Origin of the sequence: Microbispora oryzae, from assembly GCF_017896165.1 — a bacterium.
GTDB classification, from domain to species: domain Bacteria; phylum Actinomycetota; class Actinomycetes; order Streptosporangiales; family Streptosporangiaceae; genus Microbispora; species Microbispora oryzae.
On sequence record NZ_JAFCNB010000014.1, the window covers coordinates 158715 to 177739 of the forward strand.

Sequence of the window (19025 nt, forward strand, 5' to 3'; positions counted from 1 at the left end):
GATCCCCATCCCCGCGCCCCGGAGGTAAGTGCGCATGCGATCACTCGACGTCGCGCGAGCGACCTGCGAGAAGTTCCATCCCGGCCTGTGCGACGCGCTCGCCGCGACGCCGCTGGCCGCTCACGAGGTGCCCGGAGGCAGCACGATCAAGACGTTCCGCGCGCACAACGGAGCCGGACTCCTGGCCCCCGCCGAACGGGGCGGCGCCGGCGCGAACGCGATCGAGGCCGTGCGAGTCATGCGGGCGATCTCGTCCTATTCGCCCTCGCTGGGGGCCGCCGTCACCATGCACCACTTCACCACGGCGATGCTGTACGCACTCGCCGCGGCGGCCGGTCGGCTGACGCCCGAGCAGATCGCGCTGCTGGACCGGGTCGCGCCCGACGGCCTGCTCATGGCCTCGGGCTGGGCGGAGGGCCGGCCCGACGCCAACATCCTGACGCCGGCCGTGACGGCGCGGGCCGACCACGAGGGCGGCTACCGGGTGAGCGGCGGCAAGAAGCCGTGCAGCCTGGCCCGATCGATGGACCTGCTGACGGCGAGTGTGGCCCTGCCGGGCCCCGGCGGCGAGCCAGAACTCGCGGTACTGCTGATCCCGGCCGGCTCGCCGGGCATCTCGGTGCACCCGTTCTGGTCGACGTTCGTCCTGCCCGGCGCGGAGAGCGACGAGGTGCGGCTGACGGACGTCCACGTGCCCGAAGGCCTGGTCGTCCGTACGGTCCCCGACGACCCGCAGCGACTGGACGACCTGCAGACCGCCGGTTTCGTCTGGTTCGAAATGTTGATCACCTCGGTCTACCTGGGCGCGGCGAGCGCGCTGGTCGACCGGATGCTGCGGCGGGGCCGGGGCAGTGTGACCGACCAGGCGGCCGTCGCCGTGCGGCTGGAGTCGGCTATCGCCGGTGTCGAGGGAGTGGCCCGCGCGGTGATCGACGGCGTCGGGGGAGACGAGGCCGTCGCCGCGGTGCTCGTCGCGCGTTACGCCGCCCAGGAGGCGACGTCCTCGGCCGTCGACCTCGCCGTCGAGCTGCTCGGGGGAATGTCGTTCATCTCCTCCTCGGACGTGGCGTATCTGGCGGCGGCGACACGCCCGCTGGCCTTCCATCCGCCGTCGCGGTCAAGCGCGGCGGAGGCGCTGCTCACGCACTTCAAGGGCGGACCGCTGATCCTGTCCTGACCCGCCTGCCGGAAGGAGCGAGTTGCCATGACCATGACCGAACCCTCGGCTGTACGGGCCGGCGCCCCGGACGCCGAATCGCACATCCTCAACCTCTACCGCGCCCATCTGAGCAAGGGCCGCGCCACCCTCGCCGAACTCTTCGGCAGCCACATGGAGGTGGAGTCGTCCGGCGCCTGGCTGCGGACGAGCGACGGCGAGCGGTTCCTCAACTGCGGGGGATACGGCGTCTTCATCATGGGGGCCCGCCACCCCATCGTGATGGAGGCCGTGCTCGACCAGCTCAACCGGCACCCCATCGCCACCCGCATCCTGCTGGAGCCGACGGTGGGCCGCGCCGCCGAGGCGCTGGTGTCCGTCGCGCCTCCCGGGCTGGACCGGGTGCACTTCGCCCTGTCCGGAGCGGAGGCGGTTGAGACGGGGCTGAAGCTGGCCCGCGCCCACGGCAAGCACCGCATCGTCGCGACACGCCAGGGTTACCACGGCAAGACGCTCGGTGCCCTGACGGCCAGCGGCAAGGAGGTGTACCGCACGCCGTTCCAGCCGCTGCTCCCGGACGTACGGCACCTTGAGTACGGAGACGCCGACGCGTTGGAACAGGAGCTCTCCGAGCACCCGGGGGAGGTCTGCTTCATCGTCGAGCCGGTCCAGGGCGAAGGCGGCGTCAACATCCCCCCACCGGACTACCTGCGGCGCGCCGCGGCGCTGTGCCGTGAGCACGGCGCGTTCTTCGTCCTCGACGAGGTGCAGACCGGCATGGGCCGGCTGGGCCACTGGTGGGGGGCCGACCTGGCCGGTGTGGTGCCCGACGTGCTGCTCGTCGGCAAGGCGCTCGGGGGCGGCGTCCTGCCCGTCTCCGCGGCGGTGGCCGGCCGGAAGGCCTTCAAACCATTCGACAAGGACCCGTACCTGCACACCGGGACTTTCTCCGGCGCGCCGGTCCTGATGGCGGCGGTCCAGGGCGCGATCAGGGCCATCAAGGAGGAGGATCTGGTCGCCCGCGCCCGCGACCTCGGCGCGCGGCTGCTGCCCGAGGTCGAACGCATCGTCACGGACCGCATCCCCGACCTCGTCGTGTCGGTGCGCGGTCAGGGACTGATGATCGGTGTCGAGCTGGTCGAGGCCGGTCTCGCCGGTGAGTTCCTGATCGAGCTGTTCAACCACGGCGTGGTCGGTAACCACTCGATGAACGGCAGCTCCGTCGTGCGGTTCACCCCGCCCGCCGTCCTCACCGACTCCGACGTCGACTTCTTTCTCGAATCCGTTGAGCGCGCCACCCGTGACCTGGTGGACAAGCGCGCCCGAATGCCGGAAGGCGGTCACTGATCATGCGACGGGTGGAACTCAACGCCTTCGTTCCGGGTGTGGAGCCCGAGGCCGTGTTCGACGGCGTCATCCGGTTCGAGCGGTACCCCGAGCTGGCCCCCCATGTGCAGTCGACGACCGTGCACCGGACGGCGCCCGAGCCGACCGGCCGGTCGAGCTGGGAACTGCACTTCCGCAGCGGTCTGCTGCGCTGGACGGAGGAAGAACGGTTCCTCCGCGACGAGCTGCGGATCGAGTTCGAACAGGACGACGGCGACTTCGACACCTTCTCCGGCCACTGGGCGCTGCGCCGCCGGCCGGACGGCTGCGACCTGCACTTCGAAGCCGACTTCGACTTCGGCATCCAGAGCCTCGAAGGAATCCTCGACCCGATCGCCGAACGCGTGATCAAGGAGACCGTGGCGTGGGTCGTCGTCGGCATGTTCGACGGCACCCAGCTGGCCGACGGGGTGACGGTGGCCGCCGCCGCTCCGGCCGTCTCCGCCTAGACGAAGGACAGCCACGACGAAGGACAGCCACGACGAAGGACAGCCATGGACCAGAAGAACCCGTTCGAGACACCGAACACCTACCGCCTGCACCGGTCCGAGTACCTGGTCGGATTCGGGATCAGCACCGCCCTCATCGTCTGGCACTGGCACGAGATCCGGTGGCTGCCGGCGATCGGCCTGTTCCTCTACATCGATCTCATCGGCTACATCCCGGGCGCCATCGCCTTCCACCGCAGCAAGACGAAGCGGATATCGAAGGTCTACTACGTCCTGTACAACACGATGCACAGCCTGATCACGCAGACGGCGGTCGCCGGCCTGTGGATGTGGCTGATCGGGCCCGAGTGGGCACTGCTGGTGATCCCGTTCCATCTGTTCGGCGACCGCGGGCTGTTCGGCAATTTCCTCAAGCCGTTCGATCTGCCGTTCGAGCCGGTCGCCCAGCCGGCGTACCGGCAGCTCCTCGCGACGATCCAGGGCGAGAACCGGCCGGTGCCGGGGGCCGCGGCCATGCGATCGGGGGCATCGGGATGAACGCCCGGGACTCCGGGGACGCCGCCGGCTCCGGGGAGCCCGAGAACTGCGGCGCCGTCTGCCGCGCGGCGCTGCGGCGGATCGCCTCGGGCGTCGGGGTGCTGAGCGTACGGACCGGTGTGACCATGCACGGGACCACGGTGAGCTCCCTGACGGCGGTCTCGCGTGATCCGTTGCTCGTCGGGCTCTGCCTGGTGCACGACTCGGTGGGGCTCGGCCTGCTCAAGCGCCGCCGAGACTTCGCGATCAACATCTTGAACACCGCTCAGGCGGCGACGGCTCGCTGGTTCGCCGACCCGAGCCGTCCCCGCGGGCCGGAGCAGTTCGACCGGGTGGAGTGGAAGCCCGACCTGTTCAGCGGCGCGCCGCTGATCGACGGGGCGCTGGCGTGGCTGAGCTGCCGCCTCGTCGCCACCGTCGACGCGGGCGACCACGAGTTGCTGCTCGCCGAGGTGGTGGACGGCGCCGCCCGCGAGGGCGAGCCGCTGCTCAACTTCGGCGGGCGGCTCCATCAGGTCGAACTGGCCGATTCGGTCCCACGCCGGCTCGCCGACGCGAGTCGCCGGAGCGTGAGCGGATCGGCCCTCTAGGTCTTGGCAGTCCCACCGACAGAACAGGAGGAGACGCTCGATGACGCAGACAGTTCCGCGCGAAGCGGACTGGGAGCAGGCGCCGACGTTGCTCGACGGCGCCATGAACCTGAACCTGACCGCCGAGCGGTGCGACCTCGCGTACTGGCTCGGCGCCGTCGCCCAGGGCACGCTGCGCGGCCGGGCAGAAACCGGCCACGCCCCCGATGTGCCGACGCCGGAGCACATGCTCAGGCCCGGACCCCTGCGTGACGCGCTCGTGCTGGAGCTCGGCTACCGCTCGGTCGCCGAGGAGAAGGCGACCCGGATCCTGGCCCACTACGTCGCCCAGGCGCCGGACATCTCCGGCATGGAGTTCTACGCGACGCAGCTCGTGGACGAGGCCCGCCACTCGATGGTCTTCCGCAGGCACCTGGTGGAGCTCGGCCTGCCGGCCACGGGCCTGGTCGAGGCCGTGGACGAGATGTCGGCCGACTACACCAAGGAGATCCTCGAACCGGTGGAGGAGTTCGCCACCCGCACCGTACGCGACGAGGGCGACTACATCGGCGGGGTGGCGATCTTCACGATCGTCATCGAGGGTGTGCTGGCCCCGGCCGCCGAGCTCAGCGAGCGCAAGTGGCACCCACTGGACCCGGCCGCGAGCGAGATCGCGCGCGGGGCGTCGATCGACGAGATCCGGCATCTCTCCGTCGGCAGCTCGATCATCAAGGACCACCTGGAGAGGAACCCCGGCTACCGCGACCGGCTGCTGGAGATCCTCGATCGCGGCCGGAGGCTCTGGGACGAGCTGCCCGAGGAGAAGTACATCCTCCACCGGGAGAACCTGTTCCAGGAGGGCATGCGTCAGTACGCCGGCCTGATCGGCGACTACGAGATCTGGCCCGGACGGCGCATGCTCGACACGACGCCGGAGGAGCGCTACGCCACCGCCGAACGCTGGACGGACGAGATGGCGGTGGTCCGCCTGAAGTACATGGGCCTGGCCGACGCCCTCCCCGTGTTGGGGCTGGCGGGATGAACCCGGTTCCGTCGCCCGGCCGGGCCGCGGTGATCACCGGTCTGGGCGGGTGGGTGCCGCCGCGCGTGGTCACCAACGACGACCTCGCTCAGGTGCTCGACACCTCGGACGAGTGGATCCGCAGCCGTACCGGGATCCGCTCACGTCACGTCGTCGACCCCGGCACGGCCACCGCGGCCCTCGCGGTGGAGGCCGGCGGGCTGGCCCTGAAATCCGCCGGCGGCGTCGACGTCGACTCGGTCATCGTCGCCACCACCACACCCGAACGGCTCTGCCCCGCGACCGCGCCTCTGGTCGCGTCGCGCCTGGGGCTGACCGGAGTGGCCGCGCACGACGTCTCGGCGGTCTGCACCGGCTTCCTGTACGGTCTGGCCGACGCCGTCGGCCAGATCGTCGCCGGGATCGCCAAGCGGGTGCTGCTGATCGGTGCGGAGGCATTCACCACCATCATCGATCCCGCCGATCGGCACACCGCCGTCATCTTCGGTGACGGCGCCGGCGCGGTGGTGCTGCGAGCGGGCGAGGCCGGCGAACACGGTGCGATCGGCCCGATCGTGCTCGGCAGCGACGGCGGGCTCGCCGACCTGATCACCATCCCGGCGGGCGGCTCGCAGCAGCGCTCGACCGGCCGGCCGGCGCCGCCGGAGGAGCACTTCTTCCGGATGCGCGGCCGGGAGGTCTACCGGCACGCGGTCGAGCGCGTCACCGACGCCGCCCGGTCCGCGTTGAACCGCGCGGGCTGGGCGCCGGCCGACGTCGGCCGTTTCATCCCGCACCAGGCCAACGCCCGGATCTGCGACACCGTCGCCGACGATCTCGGGATCGCGCCCGAACGGCGGGCGTCGAACATCGAGAGAGTCGGCAACACCGCGGCGGCCTCCATCCCGCTGCTGATGGCCGACGAGGCGGCCGCCGGTTCGCTCGCGGCCGGCGACCGTGTGCTCCTCGCGGCCTTCGGCGGCGGCGCCACCTGGGGCGCCGCCACCCTCACCTGGCCCCTGCTCCCGGCGCCCGCCCTGCAGTAGGGCCGGGCGCGACGCGACCGAGTGACGAACGGTCACCCGTACGGAGTGACACCACGACCGGAGGTAACACGATGTTCAATCAGGTGCGCGAGATCATCGCACGGAAGTTCCAGCTCGACCCGAACGCCATCACGCCCGAGGCGAAGCTCAAGGACCTCGAGCTGGACTCGCTGGACGTGGTCGATCTCAGTCTGGTCATCGAGAAGGAGCTGGGAGTGGCCGTCTCCGACGAGGAGATGCTCCAGGCGGAGACGGTCGAGGCGGTCGTCACCCTCGTCGAATCGCGCAGCACGAGGGTCTGATGCCCGCGCCGGACATCGCGGTGACCGGCCTGGGGCTCGTGAGCCCCGCGGGCATCGGGGTCACCGCAAACTGGGAACGGGTCACCGCCGGCGAGCCGACCGCCTGCCACGACCCGGCACTGGCCGGCTGCCCGGTGAGCTTCTCCTGCCGGGTCCCGGGGTTCTCCGCGACCGGCCTGCTGGGCCCGCACCGGGCCCGGCGGCTGGACCCGTTCGTCCAGTTCACCGTGGTCGCGGCGGCCGAGGCCGTCGCGGACGCGGGTCTGGACCCGCACGAGTGGGACGGCGCCCGGGTGGGTGTGGTCCTGGGGTGCGCCGACGGCGGTCCCGGTACGGTCGAGCACGAGCACCGGGTGATGCTGACCGAGGGCGCCGGACGGATCTCGGCGCTGCTCATGCCGATGCAGCTGCCGAACATGGTCGCCGGTCAGCTCTCCATCGAGCTGGGCGCGACCGGCCCGAACATGGTCGTCGCGACGGCCTGCGCGTCCGGCACGACCGCCATCGGGATGGCGCGCGACCTGCTCCTGCTCGACCGGTGCGACGTCGTGCTGACCGGCGGCGGCGAGGCCATGATCACACCGCTGGTGATGGCGGGGTTCGCGCGGATGGGCGCGCTGTCCCGGCGTTCACACGATCCCCAGAGCGCCTCCCGGCCCTTCGACGCGGACCGGGACGGGTTCGTGGCGGGGGAGGGCGCCGGCGTACTCGTACTGGAACGCGCCGCGGACGCGCGCGCCCGCGGCGCACGGATCCGGGCGAGGATCGCGGGCTTCGGCGGAACCGCGGACGCTCACCACGTCACCGCCCCGGATCCCGAGGGACGCGGCGCCGAGGGCGCGATCCGTGCCGCGCTCGCCGACGCCGGCGTCGAGCCGTCCGCCGTCGGCCACGTCAACGCCCACGGCACCGGCACGCCGCTGAACGACCTGACGGAGGCTCGGGTCCTGCGGCGTGTCCTCGGCGAGAAGGCGCTGGTCACCTCGACCAAGGGGGTGACCGGGCACCTCTTCGGCGCCGCCGGCGCGGTCGAGGCGGCGTTCGCCGTCCTCGCCGTGGAGAACGGCCTCGTCCCGCCGACGGCGAATCTGGACGAGCCGGACCCGCGGATCGAGGTGGAGGTCGCCGCCAAGGCCACACCACGCCGGATCGATCTGGCCATGAGCACGTCCTTCGGGTTCGGCGGCCAGAACGCGGCCGTTCTGGTGAGCCGGCCGTGACGGGCTTGTCCGGCCGCGGCGCGATCGCGGCCGGTGAGCCCGCTTTCCGCCACAAAAACCTGCCCCAGCAGGCCGGTCCGGGCGGCCCCCGGCCGCCGGCCGCCGGAACGGAGACGCCATGCACAACGCCCGGACCCTGCTCGAGAACGGTTCCGGCGCGGCACGCCGGCTGGCCCGCCGCGGCTACGACCTGGACCTGCCGGCCCTTCGCGATCTCGCCCGGCAGCGGTCGGAGCTCACCGGCGCCGTGGACAAGCTGCGGACCGAGGCCAACCGGCTGGCCCGCGAACTGCGGCGCGCCGGCGCCGAGACCGCCTCACTGCGCGAACGGGCCCGCGAGGTCAAGACGGAGATACAGAGCCTGGAGGCCCGGCGGCGCGCGGTGACCCGGGAACTGGACGACGTCCTGCTCACCATCCCGAACCTGCCCGACGACGACGTGCCGGACGGCGCGACCGAGGACGAGGCCGTCGAGCTCCGCCGATGCGGAACCGTGCCGGCCTTCGACTTCACCCCCCGCGACCACGTCGAGATCGGCGAGGCCATGGGCATCCTGGACTTCAGGCGGGCGACCCGCCTGGCCGGAGCGCGGTTCGCGGTCACCCGCGGCGCCGGCGCCGTGCTGGAACGCGCGCTTGCCTCGTTCTTCCTCGACCTGCACACCCGGCGGCACGGCTACGAGGAGGTCGGCCTTCCCGCACTGGTGAACCGCGCCGCGATGACCGGCACGGGGCAGTTGCCGAAGTTCGCCGACGACCTGTTCACCGTGCGCACCGCCGACCGGGAGCTGTTCCTCATCCCCACCGCCGAGGTGCCGCTCGTCAACCTGTACGCGGGCGAGACCCTCGCGGCCGGCACGTTGCCGGTCGCCGTCACGGCGTACACGCCGTGCTTCCGCGCCGAAGCCGGTTCGTACGGCAAGGACACCCGGGGCATCCTGCGACTCCACCAGTTCGGCAAGGTCGAGCTGGTCCGGCTCTGCCGGCCGGAGGACTCCGCGGCCGAGCTGGAGCGCATGGTGGGCCACGCGGAGACGTGCCTGGCCGAGCTCGGCCTGGCGTATCGGGTCGTCGCCCTGGCCGCCGGAGACCTGGGCTTCTCGGCGTGCAGGACCTACGACATAGAGGTCTGGCTGCCCAGTCAGGGGCGCTACCGGGAGGTGTCCTCCTGTTCCGACTGCGGCACCTTCCAGGCGCGCCGTGCCGACATCCGGATGCGGGACCGCTCCGGGGAACGCGGACTGCCCGCCACGCTCAACGCCTCCGGGCTGCCGATCGGCCGCACGCTGGCGGCGATCCTCGAACAGCGTCAGCGGCCGGACGGCGGTGTCGACCTTCCGGAGGCGCTGGCCGCCTACACCGGATTCCGCCGGATCGACAAGGACGGCACACCACGAACCTGACCTGGCGGCGGACCGTCCGAGGTCCGCCGGGTCCCGGATCGACCTGGTCCGGAGATTAGTCGAAGGAGTTATCAATGCAGGCCAATGACCAGAACTCGGTCAGAAGAGGCGCCGCGCCCCGAAGTGGCCTGGTCGGCCTCGACCCGGCCGAGGCGACCGCCGCGGAGGTGGGCGCGCACTTCGCGGAGCTGGCCAGGGAGGTGCGCTCGGCCGGACTGCTCAGGCTCAAACCGCGCCGTTACTACGGCCGGCTCGCTTTCAACATCGCCCTCGCCGGCGCGGGCCTCCTGGCCTTCTTCCTGATCGGCGACTCCTGGTGGCAGCTCCCGGTGGCCGTCTGGATGGGGTTGTGCGCCGGGCAGAGCGCGTTCATGTGGCACGACGCGGGGCACAAGGCCATGTTCCGCGGGCGTGCCGCCATGGCGATGGGCCGCTTCCACGCCAACCTCTTCAACGGCGTCAGCTACGGCTGGTGGGTCAACCACCACAACCGGCACCACAGCTTCCCCAACAACCTCGACCTCGACCCCGACATCGGCCGGCGCACCGCGATCTTCAGCATGAGCCAGTACGCCAGGCGCAACCGCCGCCAGCGGTTCATCGTCCGGCACCAGCGCACTCTCTTCTTCGTCCTGCTGGTGCTCGAGTCGTACAAGATGAGACGGACGTCGCTGCTGGCGCTGGCCCGCCGGGAGCTGCGCCAGCCGTGGATCGAGGGGCTGCTGATGCTGGCCAACGTCGTGATCTACCTGGGCGCCGTCTTCCTCGTGTTGTCCCCGCTCAAGGCGGTGGTCTTCATCGCGGTGCAGCAGGCCGTGCTCGGCGTCTACTTCGGCCTGATCTTCGCTCCCAACCACAAGGGCATGGAGATCCGCGACGGAGAGGAGTCCCTGGACTGGCTGGAGCGTCAGGTCCTCACCTCGCGCAACATCCGCCCCACCCCGCTGGTCGACTTCCTCTACGGCGGCCTGAACTACCAGGTGGAGCACCACCTGTTCCCGAGCATGCCGCGGATGAATCTCAAGCACTGCCGTCCGATCGTCCAGGACTACTGCGCCCGGAAGGGCATTCCGTACCGCGAGGTCGGCGTCGTCGAGTCGTACCGGGAGGTCGCGACCTTCCTGCACGAGGTGAGCGAGCCCGCCCGGCGCGGCGGCCCCGCTCCGGCCGGGGCGACCGCGGCCTGACGCCGCCCGCCCACGTGATCCTCGTGTGTTCCCGTGGGAGCATGACCGGCGGGACCACACGAGAGGACACCATGCCGGACACCGAACTGACCGTGGAGACCCTCAAGGAACTGATGCCGTTCGCCGAGACGGTCGGCATCCGATTCGACCGGCTGACGCCCGGCGAGGTGACCGCCCTCCTGGGCTGGGCGCCGGAGCGGTGCACCGCGGGCGGCGTCCTGCACGGCGCCGCCCTGACCGCGCTGGCCGACTCGACGGCCGCCGTGTGCGCCTTCCTGAACCTCCCGCCGGGCGCCGCCACCTCGACGATAGAACTTAAGATCAACTTCCTGGCCGCAGTGCGCCGCGGCGAGGTACGGGCGAGCGCCCGTCCCGTCCACGTCGGTCGCACCAGCATCGTGGTCCAGACCGACCTGCACACCGTGCCGGCCGGCGACGAGGAGCCAAGGCGGGTCGGACTGGTCGTGCAGACGCAGGCGGTCCTGACGTAGGGAGGCGACGACTCCCGGATGAGCCGAGGCTCGTCCGGGAGTCGCCCGTTTCCGCGGGTCCGCTATCCCCGTGCGCTCAGCGTGTACGCGCCGGCGGGCCGGTCGACCGAGGTGCCGGTCGTACGGTCGCCGAGAATCCTGATCGTCGCCACCATGACGACGACGGTCGCGGCGATCGTGGTGAACAGCCAGCCGGCCCCCTGGTGCTCCAGGACGGGCAGGAGCGCGAACGGCAGGAGCGCGGCGCTCAGCCGGGACAGCGAATAGGCCGCGCCGGCCGCGGTGGCGCGGAACTCCGTCGGATACTGCTCCGACAGGTACACGTGTGACGCCGTGGAGAAGAGATTGCTCATCAACGTGTAGCAGAAGCCCGACGCCACGACCAGCGGAACGTTGCCCGAGAGCCCGAAGACGATCCCGCTCGCCGCCATCAGCGAGGCCGACACCGAGATCAGCGTACGCCGCTCGTAGCGGTCGAGCGTGGGCACCGCCAGCAGCGCTCCGACCGGATAACCCATGAACGACAGGGCGGTGAAGCCGAGACCCTGCACGACGTCGAAGCCCTTGACGACCAGCACCTGCGGCGCGAGCGTGCCGAATCCGTAGTAGGCCGTCACGGACAGCAGGCAGTACGTCCACAGCATGACCGTCCGGCGCCGGAACGGCGCGCTGAACAGCACACGCAGACCGGGACGTGCCGCGCCGGCCGCCGGCGTGAGCGGCCCGGCGTCGTGCGACTCGGGAGACGTGAGCCCGGCCTGCCGTTCCATGCCGCGAACGATCATGTCGGCCTCATCGGCCCGCCCGCGCGAGGCGAGCCAGCGGGGTGACTCGGTGAGACGGCGGCGCAGGATCCAGACCATCGCCGTGCCGGCCGCGCCGAGCAGGAACACCCATCGCCACCCGTCGGCTCCGAGCACCGTACGCGGCGCGAGCCACAGGGCGGTGAAGCCGACGGCGGGTACACCGCAGTAGGCCAGGCTGTACGCCCAGCCGATGAAGCGGCCGCGGTGGCCGGCGGGCAGCATCTCGGCCAGGTAACAGTCGGCGAGGGGCTGCTCTCCGCCGATACCCACACCGGCGAGGAACCGCGTGAGGATCAACCAGCCCGCGCTCGGCGACAGGGCGCCGAGCAACGTGAAGACGGAGTAGACCAGCAGGTTGAGCATGAAGGCCCGGCGGCGCCCCACGCGATCCGCCAGACGTCCCAGCACGATCGAGCCGAGGAACTGCCCGACGAAGCCGGACGCGAGAAAGAGCTTGAGGGATGTTCCACCGACTCCGAATTCGACCTGCAGGACTTTGGACATGGTGCCCGAAAGATTGCTGTCGAAATAATCGAAGAACAGCCCGAAGCCGATCAGCGCGGTAATCGTACGGTGTGCGCTGACGATCGGCATCCGGTCAAGCCTGCTGCCGACGGACGCCGTGGCGACCGTGTCGACCTGATGATTGCTACTTTCGGCCATCGATTCATTTCTCCATCGGGTTCGGCCCGCCCACCTGGCGCGCTCCATGATCACGGCGCACAGTAATATGGCATCCAGTCATGAGCGAGGTCGATTGCCCGGCGGGTGACAGGTCTATTTCCTGAAAGGAAAACGCGGCCTGCTCCGATATGTCAGCCGATTGTCATCGATCTGTCAGGCCGGCTCGGAATAATTACGCCAGACATATTCGAGAGAGCTGCTTTCCCACGGGGAGGACCACGTGTTGCTGGCCGGGAAGAGATTTCTCGTCACCGGGGTGCTCAACGAGCGCTCGATCGCGTTCGCGGCCGCGCGGTTCTCCCAGGAGGAGGGCGCCGAGGTCGTCCTCACCAGCTTCGGGCGCGCGCTGTCCATCACCCGCCGTGTGGCCGAGAAGCTGCCCCACCCGTGCGACGTGCTTGAGCTTGACGTCACGCGACCGGAACAGATCGACGCGGTCGTCGAGGACCTCGGCGGCCGGTGGGCGGGCCTGGACGGCGTCCTGCACGCGATCGCCTTCGCGCCCTCCTCGGCACTGGACGGGGGCTTTCTGACCGCGCCGTGGGAGGACGTCGCGCCGGCCCTGCACGTCTCGACCTATTCCTTCACCGCGCTGACGCGCGCGTGTGCCCCGCTCCTGGCGGCCGCCGGCGGCGGATCCGTCGTGGGTCTCGACTTCGACGCCACCATGGCCTGGCCCGGCTATGACTGGATGGGAGTCGCGAAGGCGGGTCTGGAGAGCAGCTGCCGATACCTCGCCCACGCGCTCGGCCCGCAGGGCACGAGGGTCAACCTGGTCGCCGCGGGTCCACTGCGGACGATCGCCGCGACCGCCATCGGCGCCTTCGACACGTTGCGGCAGGCGTGGGAGGAGCGGTCGCCCCTGGCCTGGGACATCACGGACAGCACGCCGGTCGCTCGGACAGTCTGCGCGCTCTGGTCGGACTGGCTGCCCGCGGTCACCGGCGAGATCATCCATGTCGACGGGGGCCTGCACGCCCTCGGAGCGTCCGGCGCCGGGCCGGCCGGCCCCGGGGTTACCACGACTCCGGATCGAGCGGGTTTGTGGGTTTCCCACAACGGAGAGCCCGACGATGCGTGATCCGGACATTGGCATGCCCGGAGGTGATCGAGCAGGGTATGAGAGACGGAGGTGACGCTACGGGGCGAGCGTCGCCTGTTGCTCGGAAGTTGGGAGATCCAGTCGGTGTTCAGTCGAGTCGCCATCGTCAACCGTGGAGAGGCAGCGATGCGGCTCATCCACGCCGTTCGGGATCTTTCGGCTGAGACAGGGGAGCGGATCGAGACCGTCGCGCTCTACACGGACGCCGATCGCGACGCCACCTTCGTCCGTGAGGCCGACATCGTCTATTGCCTGGGTCCCGCCTCGGCCAGGCCGTACCTCGACCACGCCGTCCTGAAGCGCGCACTCGTCGAGACCCGGGCGGACGCCGCGTGGGTCGGCTGGGGCTTCGTCGCCGAGGACCCGGCCTTCGCCGAACTGTGCGAGGAGATCGGCGTCACCTTCGTCGGACCGAGCGCGGAGGCGATGCGCAGGCTCGGCGACAAGATCGGCGCCAAGCTGATCGCCGAGGAGGTCGGCGTCCCGGTCGCGCCGTGGAGCCGCGGCGAGGTCGCCACCCTGGAGGATGCGCTGCGCGCCGGGGAGCGGATCGGCTACCCGCTGATGCTCAAGGCCACGGCGGGCGGCGGCGGGCGTGGCATCCGCATGGTCGCCTCCGCGGAGGAACTGGCCGACGCCTACGAGCGCACCAGCAAGGAGGCGCTGCGCGCGTTCGGATCCGGCGTGGTCTTCCTGGAGCGCCTGGTCACCGGCGCGCGCCACGTCGAGGTGCAGGTCATCGCCGACGGCGACACCGCGTGGGCGCTGGGCGTGCGCGACTGTTCGGTGCAGCGGCGCAACCAGAAGATCATCGAGGAGTCCGCGTCTCCCGTACTGTCGGACGCGCAGGCCGCCGAGCTGAAGGCGTCGGCCGAACGGCTGGCGGTGGCCGTCGGCTACCGCGGCGCCTGCACCGTCGAGTTCCTCTATCACCCCGGCGAGAAGCTCTTCGCCTTCCTCGAGGTCAACACCCGGCTGCAGGTCGAGCACCCGATCACCGAGATCACCACCGGCACCGACCTGGTGCGCCTCCAGTTGCACGTGGCCACCGGAGGGAGACTGGAGGGCCCCCAGCCGGTCGAGAACGGCCACGCCATCGAGGCCCGGCTCAACGCCGAGGACCCCGACCGCGACTTCGCGCCGTCCCCGGGACGTATCGCGCGGCTGATCCTGCCCGCCGGCCCCGGTATCCGCGTCGACACCGGTGTCAGCGAGGGCGACACCATCCCGGCCGACTTCGACTCCATGATCGCGAAGATCATCGCGTACGGCCGCGACCGCGAGCAGGCGCTCGGCCGGCTGCGCCGCGCGATGGCCGAGACCACGGTGATCATCGACGGCGGCGCCACCAACAAGAGCTTCGTCCTCGACCTGCTCGACCAGCCCGAGGTCGTCGACGCCGCCGCCGACACCGGCTGGATCGACCGCGTGCGTGCCCAGGGGGGCCTGGTCAACCACCGGCACTCCGCGGTCGCCCTGGCCGCCGCGGCGATCGAGGCCTACCGCGACGAGGAGGAAGTCAGCCGCAGGCGGCTGCTGTCCACCGCGTACGGCGGGCGCCCCCAGGCCCAGCACAACCCGGGCCGTCCGCTGGACCTCAAGCTGCGCGGCGTCGGCTACCAGGTGAGCGTGGCCAGGATCGGGCAGCAGCGGTTCCGCGTGGGCGTCTCGGGAGCTCTGGCGGATGTCGAGGTGGAGCGGTTCGACGCGCACAGCGGCCAGATCGTGGTCAACGGCCACCGGTTCCGCCTGGTGTCGGCCACGCACGGCCCGATCCACCTGGTCGAGGTCGACGGCGTCACCCACCGGATCAGCCGCGACGAGGGCGGCGTCGTCCGCTCCCCGGCGCCCGCGCTGGTCGTGGCCGCGCCGCTGGCGGTCGGTGACGAGGTTGAGGCGGGCGCGCCGATCCTCGTGCTGGAGAGCATGAAGATGGAGACGGTGCTGCGCGCGCCGTTCCGTGCCCGGGTGAGAGAACTGCCGGTGTCGGTCGGCAGCCAGGTCGAGACCGGCGCGCGGCTGATGCGCCTGGAACCCCTCGCCGACGACGAGCCGCAGGAGGAGGCGGGCACGGTCGAGATCGACCTGCCCGCCGGGCCGGTGAACGCGTCCGCGGCCAGCCGGGTCAGGCGCGGCCTGGAAGACCTGCGCAGCCTGCTGCTCGGCTTCGACGTCGACCCGCATGACCACAAGCGGGTGCTGTCGGACTACCTGGCGGCCCGCGCCGAGCTGGGCGGGCGGCTGCTCGAAGGCGAGCTGGACCTGCTCACCGTCTTCGCCGACCTGTGCGAGCTGAGCCGCAACAAGCCCCGCGGCGACTTCGACGGAGAGCCCGTGAGCGCGGTGCACAGCCCGCGCGAGTTCTTCCACAGCTATCTGCAGAGCCTCGACGTCGAGCGAGCGGGCGTCACCGAGAGTTTCACGGCCAAACTCGCCAAGGTCCTCGGCCACTACGGCATCACCGGCCTCGACCGCACGGCCGAGCTGGAGGCCGCGGTCTTCCGGATCTTCCTGGCCCAGCAGCGGATGAGCACCGACGTCGCGATCGTGTCGGAGCTGCTGCACCAGTGGCTGGCCGGCGCGCCGCCGTTGGAATCGCTCAGCGAGCCCGCCGGGCTCACCCTCGAACACCTCGTGGAGGCCACGCAGGTGCGCTTCCCCACGGTGTCGGACCTGGCGCGCGGCGTGGTGTTCCGCTGGTTCGCCCAGCCGCTGCTGCGGCGCAACCGCGCCAAGGTGTACGCCGCCGTCCGCGGCCACCTGCGTCACCTTGACCTCGACCCGCAGGCGCCGGACCGCGCCGAGCGGATCCAGGCGATGGTCGCCAGCTCCGAGCCGCTGGTCCGGCTGCTCGGCCAGCGGATCGGCCGCGCCGGGCGTGACCACGCCCCGCTGCTCGAGGTGCTGACCCGCCGCTACTACGGCAATCGCGGGCTGTCGGAGGTCACCGTACGGGAGACCGGCGGCTGCCGCTTCGTCACCGCGGAGCGCACCGACGCCGCCGGCGACGTGACGCGCCTTGTCGCCACCGCCGTCGACGTGACCGCGCTGCCCGGGGCCCTCGGCGCGGTAGGAGCGCTCGCGGCCGACGCCGCCCGGAGCGGGCTGGTCGCCGACCTCTACGTCACCTGCGAGGAGCAGCCCGACGCCGACGCCATGGCCGTGGAGCTCGGGCGGCTCCTCGACCGGCACACGATGCCGGCGGGCGTACGCCGGATCACCATCATCGTCGCGGGCACCAGCGGCGCGGTGATCCATCACCACTTCACCTTCCGGCCCGGCGGCGCGGGCATGGCCGAGGACCGGTTGATCCGCGGCATCCACCCGCAGATCGCACAGCGCCTGCAACTGCAGCGGTGGCGCGAGTTCGACCTCACCCGCCTGCCGTCCGCCGACGAGGAGATCTACCTGTTCAAGGCCGTCGCGAAGACCAACCCGGCCGACGAGCGGCTCATCGCGATGGGGCAGGTCCGCGACCTGACACCGCTGCGCGAGACCGACGGACGGCTGGTCGCGCTGCCTGCGGTGGAAGACGCGATCACCGCCGGCCTCGACGCGATCCGCAACATCCAGGCGCAGCGGCCGCAGAACAAGCGGTTCGACACCAACCGCATCATGATGTACGTCTGGCCGTCGACCGAGATGTCCTACGACGAGCTGAACGCGCTGGTCCAGCGCATCCTGCCGACCACGGCGGGCGCGGGGCTCGAGGAGGTCCTGTTCGTGGCCCGGCGGCGCGACGCCGCGGGTGAGCTGAGCGAGGTCGCCGTCCGGATCACGCTCGACCCGGGCCGCGGTGCGAGCCTGCACGTGGAGAAGCCGTCGGCCGAGCCGGTGCGGCCGATCGGCGACTACCGCCAGAAGGTGCTCCGGGCGGCCCGGCGCGGCAACGTCTACCCCTACGAGCTGACCGGCATGCTCGGCGACTTCGTCGAGTACGACCTCGACGAGCACGGCGTCCTCGTCCCGGTGGACCGGCCGAAGGGGAAGAACACCGCGGCGATCGTGGCGGGCGTCGTCACCACCACGACCGAGCGTCACCCCGAGGGCGTCACCCGCGTGATCCTGCTCGGCGACCCCACCAAGGCGCTGGGCGCGCTGTCCGAGCCGGAGTGCTCGCGGGTGATCGCCGCGCTCGACCTCGCCGAGCGCATGCGGGTGCCGCTGGAGTGGTTCGCGCTGTCGGCGGGCGCCCGGATCTCGATGACCTCCGGCACCGAGAACATGGACTGGGTCGCGGCCGCGCTCAAGCGGATCGTCACCTTCACCCAGGCGGGCGGCGAGATCAACATCGTGGTGGCCGGTATCACCGTGGGCGCCCAGCCGTACTGGAACGCCGAGGCCACGATGCTCATGCACACCAAGGGCATCCTGGTCATGACGCCGGACTCCGCGATGGTGCTCACCGGCAAGCAGTCGCTGGACTTCTCCGGCGGCGTGTCGGCCGAGGACAACTTCGGCATCGGCGGCTACGACCGCGTCATGGGCCCGAACGGCCAGGCGCAGTACTGGGCGCCGAATTTGCAGGCCGCCCGGGACGTGCTGATGGCGCACTACGACCACACCTACGTGGTGCCCGGCGAGAGCGCGCCACGGCGGGCCCGCACCACTGACCCGGCGGACCGCGACGTCTCCGGCTTCCCGCACGCCATCGCCGACAGCGAGTTCACCACCGTCGGGGAGATCTTCTCCGCCGAGCACAACCCGGACAGGAAGAAGCCGTTCGACATCCGTACGGTGATGCGCGCCGTCTCCGACCAGGACCACCCGGTGCTGGAGCGGTGGGCCGGCATGGCCGACGCGGAGACCTCCGCGGTCCAGGACGCGCACATCGGCGGCTGGCCGGTCTGCCTCATCGGAATCGAGTCGAGGGCGGTGCCCCGGCGCGGCTTCCCGCCCACCGACGGGCCCGACACCTACACGGCGGGCACGCTCTTCCCGCGTTCGTCGAAGAAGACCGCGCGAGCGATCAACGCGGCCTCCGGCAACCGGCCGCTGGTGGTGCTGGCGAACCTGTCCGGGTTCGACGGCTCACCCGAGTCGATGCGGAAGCTCCAGCTGGAGTACGGCGCGGAGATCGGGCGGGCGATCGTCAACTTCGATGGGCCGATCGTGTTCTGCGTGATCTCCCGCTATCACGGCGGGGCGTTCGTGGTGTTCTCCAAGGCGCTCAACCCGAACATGACCGTGCTGGCCCTGGAGGGCTCGTTCGCCTCGGTCCTCGGCGGCGCGCCGGCGGCGGCCGTGGTGTTCTCCGGCGAGGTCAACCACCGTACGGCGACCGACGCGAGGGTGACGGACCTGCAGGCGCGCATCTCGGCGGCGAGCGGGGCGGAGCGCGCCGCGCTGAACGCCCAGCTGGCCGAGGCGCAGTCCGCGGTGCGGGCGGAGAAGCTGGGCGAGGTCGCCGCGGAGTTCGACCGGGTGCACAGCATCCAGCGGGCGGTGGAGGTCGGCTCGGTGGACGCGATCATCGGCGTCGCGGAGCTACGCCCCCGGATCATCGAGGCCATCGAGCGGGGAATGGCCGCCCGGCACTCCTCCTGAGGGAGCTCACGTCGCATTCTGCGTGCCGCTCGTCCGCGCTCACCTCGGCGCGGACGAGCGGCACGCCAGGTCCTGGCGCGAAAGGTTGGCCGCATTTTTCTTCGCTGCCCGAAGAGCGGT

The 19025-nt window shown here is 71.1% G+C and carries 15 protein-coding genes; 14 read left to right on the forward strand and 1 reads right to left on the reverse strand.

The features are described from left to right. Positions 1-34 precede the first annotated feature (34 nt). The 12 genes from JOL79_RS23725 to JOL79_RS23780 all read left to right on the forward strand — a co-directional run bounded on the left by JOL79_RS23725 (position 35) and on the right by JOL79_RS23780 (position 10766). Entirely contained in the window at positions 35-1177 is a 1143-nt protein-coding gene (locus JOL79_RS23725) for an acyl-CoA dehydrogenase family protein (protein ID WP_210158101.1), read from the forward strand. Between the two features lie 27 nt (positions 1178-1204). Further along, positions 1205-2503: an aspartate aminotransferase family protein gene (locus JOL79_RS23730; RefSeq protein ID WP_210158102.1), complete on the forward strand. Its 1299-nt coding sequence runs from the start codon at positions 1205-1207 to the stop codon at positions 2501-2503. 2 nt (positions 2504-2505) lie between these two features. Further along, positions 2506-2991 carry a type II toxin-antitoxin system RatA family toxin gene (locus JOL79_RS23735; RefSeq protein WP_210158103.1) on the forward strand — a complete coding sequence of 162 codons (486 nt, stop codon included), beginning with the start codon at positions 2506-2508 and terminating at the stop codon, positions 2989-2991. A 45-nt stretch (positions 2992-3036) separates the two neighbouring features. Next, positions 3037-3528 carry a hypothetical protein gene (locus JOL79_RS23740; protein WP_210158104.1) on the forward strand — a complete coding sequence of 164 codons (492 nt, stop codon included), beginning with the start codon at positions 3037-3039 and terminating at the stop codon, positions 3526-3528. Then, entirely contained in the window at positions 3525-4118 is a 594-nt protein-coding gene (locus JOL79_RS23745) for a flavin reductase family protein (protein ID WP_210158105.1), read from the forward strand. Before JOL79_RS23740 ends, JOL79_RS23745 begins: the two co-directional genes overlap by 4 nt. Positions 4119-4158: 40 nt before the next feature. Continuing rightward, complete coding sequence (locus tag JOL79_RS23750) at positions 4159-5139, forward strand: hypothetical protein (RefSeq protein WP_210158106.1); 981 nt, start codon at positions 4159-4161, stop codon at positions 5137-5139. Beyond that, positions 5136-6164, forward strand: a complete 1029-nt coding sequence (locus tag JOL79_RS23755; RefSeq protein ID WP_210158107.1) for a beta-ketoacyl-ACP synthase III — start codon at positions 5136-5138, stop codon at positions 6162-6164. The genes JOL79_RS23750 and JOL79_RS23755 overlap by 4 nt, the downstream gene beginning before the upstream one ends. Positions 6165-6235: 71 nt before the next feature. Then, a complete protein-coding gene (locus JOL79_RS23760) occupies positions 6236-6466 on the forward strand; it encodes an acyl carrier protein (protein ID WP_210158108.1) in 231 nt (76 codons plus the stop codon). Beyond that, a complete protein-coding gene (locus JOL79_RS23765) occupies positions 6466-7686 on the forward strand; it encodes a beta-ketoacyl-[acyl-carrier-protein] synthase family protein (RefSeq protein ID WP_210158109.1) in 1221 nt (406 codons plus the stop codon). Before JOL79_RS23760 ends, JOL79_RS23765 begins: the two co-directional genes overlap by 1 nt. Positions 7687-7804: 118 nt before the next feature. Further along, positions 7805-9088, forward strand: coding sequence for a serine--tRNA ligase (gene serS, locus JOL79_RS23770; protein ID WP_210158110.1), 1284 nt, complete (start codon positions 7805-7807; stop codon positions 9086-9088). A gap of 74 nt (positions 9089-9162) precedes the next feature. Then, entirely contained in the window at positions 9163-10275 is a 1113-nt protein-coding gene (locus JOL79_RS23775; RefSeq protein WP_210158111.1) for a fatty acid desaturase family protein, read from the forward strand. 41 nt (positions 10276-10316) lie between these two features. Beyond that, the gene (locus JOL79_RS23780) at positions 10317-10766 is read left to right on the forward strand and encodes a PaaI family thioesterase (RefSeq protein ID WP_210158112.1); all 450 of its coding nucleotides are present in this window, start codon (positions 10317-10319) and stop codon (positions 10764-10766) included. A gap of 62 nt (positions 10767-10828) precedes the next feature. Here JOL79_RS23780 and JOL79_RS23785 read toward each other — a convergent pair whose 3' ends face one another. Further along, positions 10829-12235 (reverse strand): MFS transporter, encoded by a 1407-nt coding sequence (locus tag JOL79_RS23785; RefSeq protein ID WP_210158113.1) that lies wholly within the window; start codon positions 12233-12235, stop codon positions 10829-10831. 241 nt (positions 12236-12476) lie between these two features. Between JOL79_RS23785 and fabI the strand changes: the two genes are divergently transcribed. Both fabI and JOL79_RS23795 read left to right on the forward strand, forming a co-directional pair. Further along, positions 12477-13337 (forward strand): enoyl-ACP reductase FabI, encoded by an 861-nt coding sequence (gene fabI / locus JOL79_RS23790; protein WP_210158114.1) that lies wholly within the window; start codon positions 12477-12479, stop codon positions 13335-13337. A 105-nt stretch (positions 13338-13442) separates the two neighbouring features. Further along, positions 13443-18905, forward strand: a complete 5463-nt coding sequence (locus tag JOL79_RS23795) for an ATP-binding protein (RefSeq protein ID WP_210158115.1) — start codon at positions 13443-13445, stop codon at positions 18903-18905. The last annotated feature ends 120 nt before the right edge of the window (positions 18906-19025 follow it).